This is a genomic window from Nocardioides sp. (genome assembly GCF_044226765.1).
GTDB lineage: Bacteria > Actinomycetota > Actinomycetes > Propionibacteriales > Nocardioidaceae > Nocardioides.
This window is the reverse complement of sequence record NZ_JBGAGJ010000004.1, coordinates 199,696-214,600: the sequence shown is the minus strand read 5'-3', so window position 1 is coordinate 214,600 and position 14,905 is coordinate 199,696. Positions and strand designations below refer to the sequence as shown.

General features: G+C 73.2%; 16 protein-coding genes. 12 read left to right on the top strand and 4 right to left on the bottom strand.

What is annotated here, in order from left to right; genetic code table 11:
• Positions 1–9: 9 nt before the first annotated feature.
• From ACILRH_RS11080 to hemB, 5 genes are all read left to right on the top strand, one after another.
• Positions 10–711 (top strand): redox-sensing transcriptional repressor Rex, encoded by a 702-nt coding sequence (locus ACILRH_RS11080; RefSeq protein ID WP_395693243.1) that lies wholly within the window; start codon positions 10–12, stop codon positions 709–711.
• A complete protein-coding gene (locus ACILRH_RS11075) occupies positions 708–2,000 on the top strand; it encodes a glutamyl-tRNA reductase (RefSeq protein WP_395693241.1) in 1,293 nt (430 codons plus the stop codon). The genes ACILRH_RS11080 and ACILRH_RS11075 overlap by 4 nt, the downstream gene beginning before the upstream one ends.
• Positions 1,997–2,944, top strand: coding sequence for a hydroxymethylbilane synthase (hemC, locus tag ACILRH_RS11070; protein WP_395693240.1), 948 nt, complete (start codon positions 1,997–1,999; stop codon positions 2,942–2,944). Before ACILRH_RS11075 ends, hemC begins: the two co-directional genes overlap by 4 nt.
• Complete coding sequence (locus ACILRH_RS11065) at positions 2,941–4,584, top strand: uroporphyrinogen-III synthase (protein ID WP_395693238.1); 1,644 nt, start codon at positions 2,941–2,943, stop codon at positions 4,582–4,584. Before hemC ends, ACILRH_RS11065 begins: the two co-directional genes overlap by 4 nt.
• 105 nt (positions 4,585–4,689) lie before the next feature.
• Entirely contained in the window at positions 4,690–5,685 is a 996-nt protein-coding gene (hemB, locus tag ACILRH_RS11060) for a porphobilinogen synthase (RefSeq protein WP_395693236.1), read from the top strand.
• A gap of 15 nt (positions 5,686–5,700) precedes the next feature.
• Here the strand turns inward: hemB and ACILRH_RS11055 are convergent, their stop codons facing one another.
• Positions 5,701–6,930, bottom strand: coding sequence for a lytic transglycosylase domain-containing protein (locus tag ACILRH_RS11055; RefSeq protein ID WP_395693234.1), 1,230 nt, complete (start codon positions 6,928–6,930; stop codon positions 5,701–5,703).
• A gap of 223 nt (positions 6,931–7,153) precedes the next feature.
• Here ACILRH_RS11055 and hemL point away from each other — a divergent pair, with 223 nt between their 5' ends.
• The 6 genes from hemL to ccsB are packed head-to-tail and all read left to right on the top strand — an operon-like array spanning position 7,154 to position 13,215.
• Entirely contained in the window at positions 7,154–8,497 is a 1,344-nt protein-coding gene (gene hemL, locus ACILRH_RS11050) for a glutamate-1-semialdehyde 2,1-aminomutase (protein WP_395693232.1), read from the top strand.
• The gene (locus ACILRH_RS11045; protein WP_395693231.1) at positions 8,494–9,177 is read left to right on the top strand and encodes a histidine phosphatase family protein; all 684 of its coding nucleotides are present in this window, start codon (positions 8,494–8,496) and stop codon (positions 9,175–9,177) included. The genes hemL and ACILRH_RS11045 overlap by 4 nt, the downstream gene beginning before the upstream one ends.
• On the top strand, positions 9,177–9,794 hold the full coding sequence (locus tag ACILRH_RS11040) for a TlpA disulfide reductase family protein (RefSeq protein WP_395693230.1): 618 nt from the start codon (positions 9,177–9,179) through the stop codon (positions 9,792–9,794). Before ACILRH_RS11045 ends, ACILRH_RS11040 begins: the two co-directional genes overlap by 1 nt.
• Positions 9,787–10,548 (top strand): cytochrome c biogenesis CcdA family protein, encoded by a 762-nt coding sequence (locus ACILRH_RS11035; RefSeq protein WP_395693228.1) that lies wholly within the window; start codon positions 9,787–9,789, stop codon positions 10,546–10,548. Before ACILRH_RS11040 ends, ACILRH_RS11035 begins: the two co-directional genes overlap by 8 nt.
• A 49-nt stretch (positions 10,549–10,597) precedes the next feature.
• Positions 10,598–12,217 (top strand): cytochrome c biogenesis protein ResB, encoded by a 1,620-nt coding sequence (locus ACILRH_RS11030; protein ID WP_395693226.1) that lies wholly within the window; start codon positions 10,598–10,600, stop codon positions 12,215–12,217.
• Positions 12,214–13,215, top strand: a complete 1,002-nt coding sequence (gene ccsB / locus ACILRH_RS11025; protein ID WP_395693224.1) for a c-type cytochrome biogenesis protein CcsB — start codon at positions 12,214–12,216, stop codon at positions 13,213–13,215. Before ACILRH_RS11030 ends, ccsB begins: the two co-directional genes overlap by 4 nt.
• A gap of 119 nt (positions 13,216–13,334) precedes the next feature.
• Here ccsB and ACILRH_RS11020 read toward each other — a convergent pair whose 3' ends face one another.
• Positions 13,335–13,535, bottom strand: coding sequence for a hypothetical protein (locus tag ACILRH_RS11020; protein ID WP_395693222.1), 201 nt, complete (start codon positions 13,533–13,535; stop codon positions 13,335–13,337).
• A gap of 44 nt (positions 13,536–13,579) precedes the next feature.
• Between ACILRH_RS11020 and ACILRH_RS11015 the strand changes: the two genes are divergently transcribed.
• On the top strand, positions 13,580–13,846 hold the full coding sequence (locus tag ACILRH_RS11015; protein WP_395693221.1) for a DUF4229 domain-containing protein: 267 nt from the start codon (positions 13,580–13,582) through the stop codon (positions 13,844–13,846).
• Positions 13,847–13,866: 20 nt separating this feature from the next.
• Here ACILRH_RS11015 and ACILRH_RS11010 read toward each other — a convergent pair whose 3' ends face one another.
• The gene (locus ACILRH_RS11010) at positions 13,867–13,998 is read right to left on the bottom strand and encodes a hypothetical protein (protein WP_395693219.1); all 132 of its coding nucleotides are present in this window, start codon (positions 13,996–13,998) and stop codon (positions 13,867–13,869) included.
• Between the two features lie 24 nt (positions 13,999–14,022).
• Complete coding sequence (locus tag ACILRH_RS11005) at positions 14,023–14,898, bottom strand: 1,4-dihydroxy-2-naphthoate polyprenyltransferase (RefSeq protein WP_395693217.1); 876 nt, start codon at positions 14,896–14,898, stop codon at positions 14,023–14,025.
• Positions 14,899–14,905: the final 7 nt, after the last annotated feature.

Here is a 14,905-nt window from a genome sequence, read left to right as displayed (position 1 = left end):
GAGAAGGCAGTGACCGCACGGAACTCTCCCGAGAGTGCCCGGCCCGAGAGTGCCCGGGACATCCCCGAGGCGACCGTCGCGCGACTGCCCGTCTACCTGCGGGCCCTCACCACGCTGTCCGAGCGGGGTGTCGGCACCTGCTCCAGCGAGGAGCTGGCGACCGCCGCCGGCGTCAACAGCGCGAAGCTGCGCAAGGACCTGTCCTACCTGGGCAGCTACGGCACCCGGGGCGTCGGGTACGACGTGGACTACCTGCGCTACCAGATCGCCCGCGAGATCGGCGTGACCCAGGACTGGCCGGTCGTCATCGTCGGCATCGGCAACCTGGGCCAGGCGCTGGCCAACTACTCCGGGTTCCGCAGCCGCGGCTTCCGGGTCGTGGCGCTGCTCGACGCCAACCCCGACCGCCACGACGAGGTCGTCGCGGGCATCGACGTGCGCCCCTTCAACCACCTCGAGCGGATCGTGCGCGAGCACTCCGTGGCCATCGGCGTGATCGCGACGCCCGCCCGGGCCGCCCAGGACGTCGCGGACCGGATGGTCGCCTGCGGCATCACGAGCATCCTCAACTTCGCGCCGATCGTGCTCTCCGTCCCGCCCCAGGTCGACATCCGCAAGGTGGACCTGTCGATCGAGCTGCAGATCCTCGCCTACCACGAGCAGCGCAAGACCCAGGGCGCCCAGGCCGCGACCCAGGAGGTGACCGCGTGAGCGTCCTCGTCGTCGGCATCTCCCACAAGTCCGCGCCGGTGTCGCTGCTCGAGCAGGTCGCGCTCGACGAGCAGGGCGTCCACAAGCTCATCGACGACGTGGCCGCCAGCGAGCACGTCACCGAGGCCACCGTCATCGCCACCTGCAACCGGCTGGAGATCTACGCCGAGGTGGACCGCTTCCACGGCTCCGTGGAGGAGGTGTCGCGCCTGCTCATCGACCGGGCCGGCGAGGAGACCGCGGCCATGCTGCCGCACCTCTACGTCCACTACGACGACGGCGCCGTGTCGCACCTGTTCCAGGTCGTCGCCGGCCTGGACTCGATGGCGCTCGGCGAGGGGCAGATCCTCGGCCAGACCCGCGACGCGCTGAGCGCCGGGCAGGAGACCGGGACGGTCGGTCCCGCGCTGAACGTGTTGTTCCAGCAGGCCCTGCGCGTCGGCAAGCGCGCCCGCGCCGAGACCGACATCGACCGGGCCGCCCCGTCGCTGGTCACCGCCGCGCTCGACCGCAGCCACGCCGCCCTGGGCGACCTCACCGGCCACCGGGTCCTGGTGCTCGGCGCCGGGGCGATGGCGGGTCTGGCGACCGCGACGGTCGCCCGCCGCGGCGCGGCCAGCATCACCGTCGCCAACCGCACCAGCAGCAACGCCCACCGCCTCGCCGCGGAGTACGGCGCCCGCCCGGCCGCCCTCGCCGACCTGGAGGCCGAGCTCGCGGTCGCCGACGTCGTCGTGGCCTGCACCGGTGCGACCGGTGCGGTCGTCAGCCGCGACATGGTCGAGCAGGCGGTCGCCGGGGGTCGTCGGATCGCGATCCTCGACCTCGCCCTCCCGCACGACGTGGACCCCGCCGTCGCCGACCTGCCCGGCGTCACGCTCATCAACCTCGCCGAGCTCGCCGAGGAGCTGCGCGACTCCGAGGCCGGCCGCGAGGTCGAGCAGGTGCGCCGGATCGTGGCCCAGGAGGTCGCGGCCTTCCTGACCGCCCGGCGCCAGGCGAGCGTCACCCCGACCGTGGTGGCGCTCCGCTCGATGGCCACCTCGGTCGTCGACGCCGAGATGGAGCGGCTCCAGAGCCGGGTGCCCGACCTCGACGAGGCCACCCGCGCCGAGGTGCTGCACGCCGTGCGCCGCGTCGCCGACAAGCTGCTGCACCAGCCGACCGTGCGGGTCAAGGAGCTGGCCAACGAGGACGGCGCGGTCTCCTACGCCGACGCGCTCGCCCGGCTGTTCGCCCTCGACCAGGACGCCGTCGAGGCCGTCGTCCGGCCGGAGGGCCTCTCATGACCACCCTCCGCATCGGCACCCGCGCCTCCGCGCTCGCCACCACCCAGTCGGGGTGGGTGGCCGACCTCCTGCGCGAGCGGCTCGCCCGGGAGGTCGAGCTGGTCGAGATCTCCACCGAGGGCGACCGCAGCCAGGCCGCCGGCACCTCGTTGGTCGGTGCGTCGTCGACCGGGGTATTCGTCTCGGCGCTGCGCGAGGCGCTCCTCGACGGGCGCGTCGACCTCGTCGTGCACTCGCTCAAGGACCTGCCGACCGCGCCGGCGCCGGGCATCGCGCTGGCCGCCGTACCCGGCCGCGAGGACCCGCGCGACGTCGTCGTCGCCCGCGACGGGCTGACCCTCGGCGAGCTGCCGGTGGGCAGCCGCGTCGGCACCGGCTCGCCGCGGCGCGCCGCCCAGCTGCACGCGCTCGGCCTGGGCATCGACATCGTCGGGGTCCGCGGCAACGTGGACACCCGGATCGCCAAGGTCCGCTCCGGCGAGTTCGACGCCGTGGTGCTCGCCCGCGCGGGCCTGGCCCGGCTCGGCCGGCTGGACGAGGCGACCGAGGTGCTCGACCCGCTGCAGGTGCTCCCGGCCCCTGGCCAGGGGGCGCTGGCGGTCGAGTGCCGCGCCGACGGCGACCTCGCCGAGGTCGTCCGCGAGGCGATCGACGACCCCGCCGCGCGGGCGGCCGTGGCCGCCGAACGGGCGGTGCTCGCCACCTTGGAGGGCGGCTGCTCCGCGCCGATCGGCGCGCTCGCGGACGTCGTCGAGGGCGAGGACGGCGAAGAGCTCTGGGTGCGGGCCGTGGCGCTCTCATCCGATGGGGCGCTCTCGGTGCGGATGTCCGCATCGGGCGCCCTCGCCGACGCCACCGGCGTCGGGACCCGGTTGGCCGAGGAGATGCTCGCCGACGGAGCAGCACGACTGACGGATCCACCAGCGAAGAGGCAGAACGCATGACGCGAGGCAAGACCACCACCACCGGCACGGGCGCGCTGCGCGGCTGGGTGTCGTTCGTCGGCAGCGGCCCGGGCGACCCCGGCCTGCTGACCGTGCGGGCCGTGGACCTGCTCCAGCAGGCCGACGTCGTGGTGACCGAGTCACCCGAGCACGCCGACCTGGTCCGCGCCCTGCGCGGCGCCACCGAGGGCGGACCCGAGCTCGTCGACGGCGGCTTCGGGGAGGACGGTCAGCCGCTGACCCACGCCGCCCGCGCCAAGGTCGTCGTGAAGCAGGCCAAGCGCGGTCTCCGCGTCGTCCGGCTGATGGCCGGCGACCCGTTCCTCTACGCCTCGGGCCCCGAGGAGGCGCAGGCCTGTGCCAAGGCGGGCATCGCCTTCGAGATCGTCCCGGGCGTCTCCTCGGTGAGCGCCGTGCCGGCGTACGCGGGCATCCCCCTGACCACCAAGGACCAGCGCGAGGTCGCGGTCGTGACGTGTGGCGACAAGGTCGACTGGAGCCGGTACGCCGACCGCCGCACGCTGGTGCTGCTCTCGGCCGTCGGCCAGATCGGTGACATCGCCGCGGCCCTCGTCGCCGCCGGCCGGTCGCCGCAGACCCCGGTCGCGATGACCCGCGTCGGCACCACGACCGAGCAGGCCACCGTCGCCTCGACGCTCGAGCGGATCGCCGCCGACGCGCGGGCCGCGCGGATGTCACCGCCGGCGATCACCGTGGTCGGCGACGTCGTCGACCTGCGCGAGGCCCTCTCGTGGTTCGAGACCAAGCCGCTGTTCGGCTGGCGCGTCCTCGTGCCGCGCACCAAGGAGCAGGCGGGCTCGCTCTCCCAGCGGCTGCGCGGCTACGGCGCCGTCCCGGACGAGGTGCCGACGATCTCCGTGGAGCCGCCGCGCAACCCCCAGCAGATGGACAAGGCGGTGCGCGGGCTCGTCGAGGGCCGCTACGAGTGGATCGCGTTCACCTCGGTCAACGCGGTCAAGGCGGTCCGCGAGAAGTTCGAGGAGTATGGCCTCGACGCGCGCGCCTTCTCCGGGCTCAAGATCGCGGCGGTCGGCGAGAAGACCGCCCAGGCGATCGCGGACTGGGGCCTGCGCGCCGACCTGGTGCCCTCGGGCGAGCAGTCGGCCGCGGGCCTCCTGGAGGACTGGCCGGAGTACGACGAGCTGCTCGACCCGATCAACCGGGTCTTCCTGCCGCGCGCCGACATCGCGACCGAGAACCTGGTGGCCGGCCTGATCGACCTCGGGTGGGAGTGCGACGACGTGACGGCCTACCGGACCGTGCGCGCGGCCCCGCCGCCGGCCGAGACGCGCGACGCGATCAAGACCGGCCGGTTCGACGCGGTCGTCTTCACCTCGTCCTCCACCGTCCGCAACCTGGTCGGGATCGCGGGCAAGCCGCACCCGTCCACGGTCATCGCGGTCATCGGGCCGGCCACGGCGAAGACCGCCGAGGAGCACGGCCTGCGGGTCGACGTGCTGGCGCCCAAGCCGGACGTCGAGGTCCTCGTCGACGCGCTCGCCGACTTCGGCGCCGCGCGCCGGCTGGCGATGGTCGAGGCCGGCCAGCCGGTGACCAAGCCCTCGGACCGCAAGCCTTCCGCGCGTCGGCGCACTCGCGAAGCGGGAGCGGCGACGTAGAGCGGAAGGGTCGAGTAGGTCCGCCTCCGAGGCACGAGGAGGCGACGGCCGTATCGAGACACCGGTGAGGTCAGGAGCAGCCGTGATCGCGTCAGGAGAGTTCGGATGAGCGACGTCCCGGAGGTCGTGGGGCCGACGATCCGGCCGCGGCGGCTGCGCACCACGCCGGCGCTGCGCCGGATGGTCGCGGAGACCTCGGTCGAGCCGCGTCAGCTGGTGCTGCCGCTCTTCGTGCGCGAGGGCATCACCGAGCCGGTGCCGATCTCCTCGATGCCCGGGGTCGTCCAGCACACCCGGTCCTCGCTGCTCGGGGCGGTCTCCGAGGCCGCCGAGCTGGGCCTCGGAGGCGTGATGCTCTTCGGGGTCCCGACGGAGAAGGACGCCGTCGGGTCCGGGGCGACCGACCCCAACGGCGTGCTCAACCTCGCGATCACCGATGTCGTGGGCGAGGTCGGCGACGCGCTCACGGTGATGAGCGACCTGTGCCTCGACGAGTTCACCGACCACGGCCACTGCGGCCTGCTCACCCCGGACGGTCGCGTCGACAACGACCGCACCCTGGCGGCGTACGCCGACATGGCCCGCGCCCAGGCGCACGCCGGCGTCGACATGGTCGGACCGAGCGGGATGATGGACGGCCAGGTCGCGGTCGTGCGCGAGGCGCTGGACGCCGCCGGGCACGCCGACGTCTCGATCCTGGCCTACTCGGCGAAGTACGCCTCGGCGTTCTACGGCCCGTTCCGCGAGGCCGTCGACTCCTCCCTGGAGGGCGACCGGCGCACCTACCAGCAGGACACCCCGAACGCCGTCGAGGGCGTGCGCGAGGCGCTGCTCGACGTCGCGGAGGGCGCCGACATCGTCATGGTCAAGCCGGCCCTGGCCTACCTCGACGTGATCCGCCGCGTGCGCGACGCCGTCGACGTGCCCGTCGCGGCCTACAACATCTCCGGCGAGTACGCGATGGTCGAGGCGGCCGCCGCCCGCGGCTGGATCGACCGCGAGCCCGCGATCCTGGAGACCCTCACCTCGATCCGCCGCGCCGGCGCCGACGTGGTGCTGACCTACTGGGCCGCCGAGGCCGCCCGGCTGCTGCGTCGCTGACCGCGAGTCGGCGCCCTAGTGCGTGTACGCGTACACGCACTTGTCGAACGGGTCGTCGTTCTTCAGCGGGTTGTCGATCTTGCCCTCGAGGGTGCACTGGGCGACCGCCTGGGCGAGGGTGAGCACCTGGTCGACCGGTCCGACCGAGGTCGAGGGGAGCGGTGGGACCGAGACCGGGGTGCCCGGCACGTGCACGCCGCCGCCTCCGCCCGAGCCGCCGTTCCCGCCACCGGACCCGCCGGAGCCGCCGTTCCCGCCCCCGGACCCGCCGGAGCCGCCGTCCCCGCCACCGGAGGGCGTGGGTGCGGCCGTGGGTGCCGGGCTGGGCTGGGCCGTCGGGGCCGAGCCGCCACCGGACTGGTGGTGCTGGCCGTGGTGCTGGTGGTGCCCGCGCGGACCGTGGGCGGCGGGCGCCGGCGCCGGGACGAGGTAGCCCGCGGACGTCGTGCCGTTCGGTGCGGAGGTGAAGTCGCCGTCGGTGTAGGCCGCGGCGATCCGCAGCACCAGGTCGACGTAGGACTGGCTGTGGTTGTAGCGGTAGACCGCAGCGCGCTGGCCGGCCGTGGACGAGAGGTCGTCGTCACCGGAGCACAGGTAGACGGCGGTCGCGAGCGCCGCGTCGTCGATGTCCTGGGGGTTGCGCTTCCCGTCACCGTCGGCGTCGACCCCGACCACCGACCAGGTCGACGGGATGAACTGCATCGGGCCGATGGCGCGGTCGAAGCGGGCGTCGGAGTCGTACTGCCCGGCATCGGTGTCCGCGATCCGGGTGGTGCCGTCGGACCCGTTGAGCGCCGGGCCGTAGATGCCCGGCCGGGCGACGCCCTGGGCGTCGAGCGTGTTGCCGCCGGTGCGACCGTGGTCGGACTCCACCCGGCCGATGGCAGCGATCAGCTGCCACGAGAGGTGGCAGCCCCGGTCGGCGGCGTCGATCACGGTCTCGGCGCGCTGGTAGGCCGCCAGGGCGGCGGACGGGATGCCCGAGGTCGAGGCGGTGGCGACGACCTGCTGCGTGCCACCCGGGACGCCCGGCGCGACGGCGCCGGCGGAGGACACGCTCGCGGGCGCGGTGATCGCCTGCGTCGGGACCGTCGAGCCGTCGGGGAGCGGGGTGTCCGGGCTGGCGTCGGCGGCGGCGACGCCGGTGCCGACCCCTGCGATGCTCGCGGTCCAGGCCGCGGACAGGATGGCGAGAGGGACCAGCGCCATCGCCTTGTGGGCGCGTCCGAAGCGCGCTGTGGTCATGCTGATCGCCCTCCTGCTGCCAGACCGGATGCTCTGACCTTCGTCTGACCCGCCGCCCGAGCCGCGTGTCCCTCGTCACGTGGTGATCGGCACAACGAGTGCACCGCCTGCTGGTTACGCGACAGGGACGACCATTCCCGCAGGTCATGACGGTGAAACGCGCGGCGGGGGGCTGGCACCACCTCCTGGGCGCGCGGTTGGCGGCACTTGGGACAATGGGCCGGTGAGCCCCTCCGCCGACGACCGCACCGCCGCCTCCCGCGCCCTCTTCGAGCGGGCGCGGGCGGTGACGCCAGGGGGCGTGAACTCGCCGGTGCGCGCCTTCAACGCGGTCGGCGGCACCCCTCGGTTCATCCGGTCCGCGCAGGGCGCGTGGCTCACCGACGTCGACGGGACCGAGTACGTCGACCTGATCTGCTCCTGGGGCCCGATGCTGCTCGGGCACGCCCACCCCGAGGTGCTGGCCGCGGTCGAGGCGGCGGTGCGCCGGGGCACGTCCTACGGCGCGCCGACCGAGCCGGAGGTGGAGCTCGCCGAGGAGATCGTGGCGCGGGCACCGGTCGACCGGGTCCGCTTCGTCTCGTCCGGCACCGAGGCCACGATGTCCGCCATCCGGCTGGCCCGCGGCGTCACCGGCCGCGACGTGGTCGTGAAGTTCGCCGGCTGCTACCACGGCCACGTCGACTCGCTGCTGGCCTCGGCCGGCTCCGGCCTCGCGACGTTCGCGCTGCCGGGCACGCCCGGCGTCCCCGAGTCGTCGACCGCGCTCACGCTGGTGCTGCCCTACAACGACCGCGCGGCGGTGGAGAAGGCCTTCGAGGAGCACGGCGACCGGATCGCCTGCCTGGTCACCGAGGCCGCACCGGGCAACATGGGGGTGGTCCCGCCCGACTCCTACGAATCGGGGGGAGGGTTCAACCGGTTCCTGGCCGAGACCTGCGCGCGCCACGGCGCGCTGTTCGTCAGCGACGAGGTGATGACCGGCTTCCGGGCCACCCGGCAGGGTCACTGGGGTCTCGACGGCGCCGTCGAGGGCTGGCGACCCGACCTGGTCACCTTCGGCAAGGTGATGGGCGGCGGCTTCCCCGCTGCGGCGTTCGGCGGCCGGGCCGACGTGATGGCCCAGCTCGCCCCGGAGGGGCCGGTCTACCAGGCCGGCACGCTGTCGGGGAACCCGGTCGCGACCACCGCCGGCCTCACCACCCTGCGACTGGCCACCGACGAGGTCTACGCCCATGTCGGGTCGGCGGCGGAGACGATCCGCGAAGCGGCGGGTGAGGCACTCACGCGGGCCGGGGTCCCGCACGTCGTCCAGACCGCGGGCACCATGTTCTCGGTGTTCTTCACCGACGGCCCCGTCCGGGACTTCGACGACGCCTCGCGCACCGACCAGACGGCGTACGCCGCGTTCTTCCACGCCATGCTGGACCGCGGCGTCTACCTGCCGCCCTCGGCGTTCGAGGCCTGGTTCCTGTCCGCCGCCCACGACGACCGGGCGGTGCAGACCGTCCTGGACGCCCTGCCCCACGCCGCGCAGGCCGCGGCCACCGCCGAGGAGGCCCGGTGACCGACGCGACCGAGACGACCGTCCACCTGCTGCGGCACGGCGAGGTCCACAACCCCGAGGGCGTGCTCTACGGCCGCCGCGACGGCTACCACCTCTCCGAGCTGGGCGTCCGGATGGCCGAGCGGGTCGCCGCGGCGATCGGTGACCGCGACATCACCCAGATCCGCTCCTCGCCCCTGGAGCGGGCCCAGGAGACCGCCCGGCCGCTGGCAGCGGCGCGCGGGCTGGAGATCGTCGTCGACGAGCGGGTGATCGAGTCGACCAACAAGTTCGAGGGGCTGAACTTCGGCGACGGTGCGATGACCATCGTGAAGCGACCGCGGCTGTGGCGGCACCTCTGGAACCCGTTCCGGCCCTCCTGGAGCGAGCCGCACCGCCAGATCGTCGCCCGGATGATGGCCGCCGTCCACGACGTCCGCGAGGCGGCCGCCGGGCACGAGGCCGTGATCGTCTCCCACCAGCTGCCGATCTGGACCACGCGGCTCCACGTCGAGGGCCGCCGACAGCTGCACGACCCGCGCAAGCGGCAGTGCACGCTGTGCTCGCTGACGTCGCTGCACTTCGTCGGTGAGACGATCACCCAGGTCCGCTACTCGGAGCCGGCCGGAGACCTGATCCCGGCCAAGGACAAGAGCGCGCCGTTCTCGGCCGGTGGCGCCCCCGAGGAGAGAAGGCCGTAGTGCGACGTGTCGTGGTGGCCGTCCTCGGCTGCCTGCTCCTCCTCTCCGGGTGCTCCTCCCTCAACGGCACCGGCGACAAGGGCTTCTACTCCGGTGACGGCGAGGTCCACCTGATCGACCCCGCCGACCGCGGCGACCCGGTCGACCTCAGCGGCACCGACCTCGACGGCAAGCCGATCGACCTCGCCGACCACCGCGGCAAGCCGGTGGTCGTCGTCGTGTGGGGCTCGTGGTGCGGCCCCTGCCGCGCCGAGGCGCCGGACGTGGTGGCCGCAGCGCGGCAGATCGGCGGCACCGCCCAGGTCGTCGGCATCAACCTGCGCGACCCGTCGACGAGCACTGGTCAGGCGTTCGTCCGCCGCTTCGACGTCCCCTACCCGTCGATCTTCTCGCCCGACGGCAAGGCCATGCTGGCCTTCCAGGGCACCCTCGGGCCGAACTCGATCCCGTCGTTCGTGGTCCTCGACGACCAGGGGAGGGTCGCGGCGAGCATCCTCGGTGCGCTCCCGGGCCGGCAGACGCTCGTCGACGTGGTCTCGGACGTCGCGGCGGAGGGCGGATCGGGCGGCGCGTCCTCCTCGAGCCCCACCGCCGGGGAGCAGACGACCGATGGCTGAGTGGTTCCAGGACACCGCCCTGTCCGGATCGCTCGTGCTGGCGGTGCCGGTCGCGCTGGTCGCCGGGCTGGTGTCCTTCTTCTCGCCGTGCGTGATCCCGCTGCTGCCCGGCTACCTCTCCTACGCCACCGGCCTGTCAGGAGCCGACCTCGCGAACGGCGTCGCCGGCTCGCGCCGCGGCCGGATGTTCCTCGGGTCGCTGCTCTTCGTCGCCGGCTTCACCGTCGTGTTCGTCATCCTCGGCACGGCGTCCGGTGCGCTCGGGGCCTGGCTGGTGACCTGGGACCGGCAGCTCGCCGTCGTCCTCGGGCTGCTGATGATCGTGCTCGGGCTGGCCTTCGCCGGCTGGCTGCCGTTCCTGAACCGGGAGTGGCGGGTCCACCAGGTGCCCGCGGTCGGGCTGGCCGCCGCGCCGGTGCTCGGCTTCCTCTTCGGGCTCGGCTGGACGCCGTGCATCGGCCCCACCCTCGCCGCGATCACCACCCTGGCGTTCTCGGAGGGCACGGCCGCCCGCGGCGCACTGCTGTCCGCCGTCTACGCGATCGGCCTCGGGCTGCCGTTCATCGCCGCCGGCCTCGCCTACGAGAAGGCGCTCTCGGCGATCGGCTGGGTCCGCCGGCACCAGGTGTGGGTGATGCGGGCCGGTGGCCTGATGCTGATCGGGGTCGGCGTGCTGCTGCTCACCGGCTGGTGGGCCGACGCCGTGAACTGGCTGCAGCTGCGTCTGGTCGAGGACCAGGGCACGGTCATATGAGCACCCCACCAGACCGCTCGCTGCGCTCGCGTCCCGGCGGGGACCCCGCATGAGCACGCCCACGCGCTCCGCGCTGAGCACCCGTCCGCCCGACGACGACCGCCGGGCCGGCGAGCTGACGTTCCGCGAGCTGCTGCGGTGGACCTGGCGGCAGCTCACCTCGATGCGCACGGCACTGGTGCTGCTCCTACTGCTCGCGCTCGCCGCCATTCCGGGGTCGATCATCCCCCAGGACGGCGTCGACTCGATGAAGACGTCGAGGTGGCAGGCCGCGCACCCGAAGCTGACACCGGTCTACGACCGGCTCGGTCTCTTCTCGGTCTACGACTCCCCGTGGTTCTCGGCCATCTACATCCTGCTGATGCTCTCGTTGGTGGGCTGCATCCTGCCGCGCACCTTCCACTACTGGCGCGGCCTGCGGGCCCAGCCACCGGCGGCCCCCCGCAACCTGACCCGGCTGCCGGACCACGCGTCGTACTCGACGACGGCGGCGCCGGACGAGGTGCTCGAGCGCGCCCGCGCGACGCTGCGGGGGAGGCGCTACCGGTTGCGGGCCGGCGAGGACGGTGACGCCGTCTCGGCCGAGCGCGGCTACCTGCGCGAGGCCGGCAACCTGGTCTTCCACCTGTCGGTGCTCGTCGTGCTCGTCGGCTTCGCGCTCGGCAGCCTGTTCGGCTACAAGGGCGGGGTGATCCTGCTGGTCGGCGACCAGTACGGGTTCTCCAACAACCTGACGCAGTACGACGACTTCAAGCCCGGGAGCCTGTTCCGCGCCGACAGGATGGAGCCGTTCTCCTTCAGCATCGACGACTTCAGCGTCGACTGGCTGCTGACCGGCCCGCGGGCCGGCATGGCCCGCGGCTTCCAGTCCCACCTGACCTACCAGGAGTCGCCGGGCGCCCCGGAGCGGGGCTACGACCTCAAGGTCAACCACCCGCTCACGATCGGGAACACCGACGTGTTCCTGATCGGCCACGGCTACGCGCCGGTCATCACCATCACCGACGGCGAGGGGAACACGACCGGGGGACCGACGGTGTTCCTGCCGGTCAACCAGAGCTTCCAGTCGATCGGGGTCGTGAAGGCACCCGACGCCGAGCCCACCCAGATCGGGCTGGAGGGCGAGTTCTACCCGACGGTGGCGTTCTCGAAGCAGACCGGCAGCTACTACTCGCTGCTCGGCAAGCCGCTCGACCCGATGATCTCGATGCTCGTCTACACCGGCGACCTCGGCATGGACTCGGGCGCGCCGCAGTCGATCTACGCCCTCGACAAGTCGCACGTCACGATGCTCACGAAGCCGAACGGCGCGCCGTACCGGATCGACCTGCGCCCGGGCGAGAGCGTGAAGCTCCCCAACGGCCTCGGGACCGTCAGCTTCGACGGCCTGCAGCAGTGGAACAAGATCCAGATCAGCCAGACCCCCGGCAAGTGGATCGCCCTGACCGGGGTCGTGCTCGCCCTCCTCGGGCTGCTCGGGTCGCTGTTCATCCGGCCCCGACGGGTCTGGGTTCGCGTCCGTCGGGAGGGGGACGGCACACTGGTCGAGGTCGCCGCGCTCGACCGGTCGGGCGGTGGCGACACGGCCGCGGTCGTCGACGAGCTCGTGGCCGCCCTGCAGGAACCCCGGGACCGACCCGGTGACGGACCAGGAGAGGACCAGTCGTGACCGACGCCGCGTGGGAGAGCCTCAGCAACCAGGCCGTGGCGGCCTGCGGGCTCGTCTACTTCCTGGCCCTGCTCGCCCACCTGGTCGAGTGGGCCTCGCTCCGCAAGGTCCCGGTCGGTGCCGTCGCGACGTCGGTGGCCGCCGAGGACGTGCCCGGTGGCATCGCGATCGCCACCGGGCCGGACGACGTCGGCACGGACGAGGCGACCGCTCGTCGGACGGCGATGTTCGGGCGCCTGGGCTATCTGCTCACCTGCATCGGCGTCGGCATCCAGCTCGTCGCGCTCGTCGCGCGCGGGATGGCGGCCGACCCGAACCGGGTGCCGTGGGGCAACATGTACGAGTTCACGCTGACCGGCACGTTCGTCGTCGCGTTCCTCTACGTGCTGCTCTACCACCGGCTGCACCTGGCCTGGATGGCCCCGGTGGTCCTCGTCTTCGTGCTCGCGGTGCTGATGATCGCCGTGACCTGGCTCTACGCCCCGGTCGCGCCGCTGACCGAGGCGCTGTCGTCGTACTGGCTGGTGATCCACGTGGTCTCCGCGATCATCGCCACCGGCGCCTTCACCCTGGGCGGGATCACGTCCGCGCTCTACCTGGTCAAGGTCCGCCGCCCGGACACGACGACCGGCTACGTCGCCCGGCTCCCCAAGCCCGAGGTCCTCGACCGGGTCTCCTACCGGCTGCACGCCTTCGGCTTCCCGGTCTGGACCTTCGCGGTGCTGATCACCGGGCCGATCTGGGCCCACCAGGCGTGGTCGTCCTACTGGAACTGGGACCCCAAGGAGGTGTGGGCGTTCATCACCTGGGTGGTCTACGCCGCCTACCTCCACGCCCGCACCACCGCCGGCTGGAAGGGCCGCAACGCCGCGATCCTCGCCCTGGTGGGCATGGCGACGCTGTGGTTCAACTTCATCGGGATCAACTACTTCTCCACCACCTCGCAGCACTCCTACGCGAGCGGCGCGGGGGCGCTCGTTTCGCCGGTCGACCGGTGAAACGTGCACGACACGCCGGTGGGTGACGGCGTGTCCTGCACCGTTCCCCTGACGACCCCGGCCGGCGAGCGTCCGGTGCTGGCCGTCGGGTGCGGGACGTCGGGTGCTGCTGACCCGCGTCAGACGTCAGGGTCCTCCGGGTGCTTGCGCTTGCGGTCCAGGTCGCGCAGGAAGTCCGGGTCGTCGTCGGGACCGATCACCCGCGGCGGCTCGGGACGGGGGCGTCGCGGTGCCGGCACCTCGCCACGCCGCTGGAGGGCTCGGGTCGTCAGGTAGACCGCAACCGCGACGAGGATCACGAGGAGCAGGAACTTCAGCACACCCCCAGCGTAGGCACTCGCTGGTGATGCCTACCCTGAATCCCGTGAAGGAGTTCTGGATCTACAGCGCCCTGCGGCTCGGGCTCTTCGCGGCGTCCCTCGGAGTCGTGGCCGGCGTGTGGTACCTCGCCGCCGGGTCCGTGCCGGTCTTCTGGGCCGTGGTCGTCGCCCTCCTGGTGAGCGGCATCGGGTCCTACTTCGTGCTCGCCGGCCAGCGCGAGGCGCTCGCGCGCCGCGTCCAGGTGCGGGCCGACCGGGCGAAGGAGCGCTTCGAGGAGATGAAGGCCAAGGAGGACGTCGACGACGCCTGAGCGCGCAGGTCGGGCGCCGGTCAGTCCTTGCGGCGACCGAGCTGGCGCTGGATGCGCTCGGGGGACTGCCCGAGGATCTTCGCCAGCAGCGGCACGCGGTAGCGGTAGGCCAGCACCGCCAGCACCACGACGAGCAGGATCACCCAGAGCATGTCCCGAGCGTACGTGAGGGACGGTCAGCCGGCCGCGACGAGCGCGAGCGCAACCAGCACCGCCCACAGCAGCTCGGCGAGCCCCGTCGACTGGAGCACCGGGACCAGACCGGGTCCGGTGGCCCCGGACAGCACCACCCGGCAGCCGCGGAGGGCGACGACGAGGAAGCCCAGGCCCACCAGCGCCCACCAGGTCGTGAGGGCTGCGACCGCGGCGACCGCCGCGACCGCGACGAGGACGAGCGCCACGTAGAGGAGCCGGGTGCGGCGGTCGCCGAGCAGCACCGCGAGCGTCCGCTTGCCGGCCACGGTGTCGGTCGGGATGTCGCGCAGGTTGTTGGCCACCAGGATCGCGCACGCGAGCGCTCCGACGCCGACGGCCGCGGCCAGGGCCGCCCACTCCCAGGTCTCGGTCTGGACGTACGTCGTGCCGGTCACCGCGACCAGGCCGAAGAAGACGAACACCATCACCTCGCCGAGCCCGAGGTAGCCGTAGGGCCGCGACCCGCCGGTGTAGAACCAGGCCGCGAGCACGCAGACGAGCCCGACCAGCACCAGCCACCAGGCGGTGGTCGCGGCGAGGACGAGCCCGGCGACGGCAGCGACGCCGAACGCCACGAAGGCCGCCCGCTTCACCGCGCCGGGCGTGGCCGCACCCGACCCGACCAGGCGCATCGGACCGACCCGGTCGGCGTCGGTGCCGCGCACGCCGTCGGAGTAGTCGTTGGCGTAGTTGACCGCGACCTGGAGCGCCAGGGCCACCACGAGGGCGAGCAGCGCCTTCCACCACACGACGGCGTCGACGTACGCCGCGACTCCCGTCCCGGCGACCACGGGTGAGACCGCGGCGGGGAGGGTGCGGGGCCGGGCGCCGGCCAGCCACTGTCCAGGAGATGCCACGAGGGGA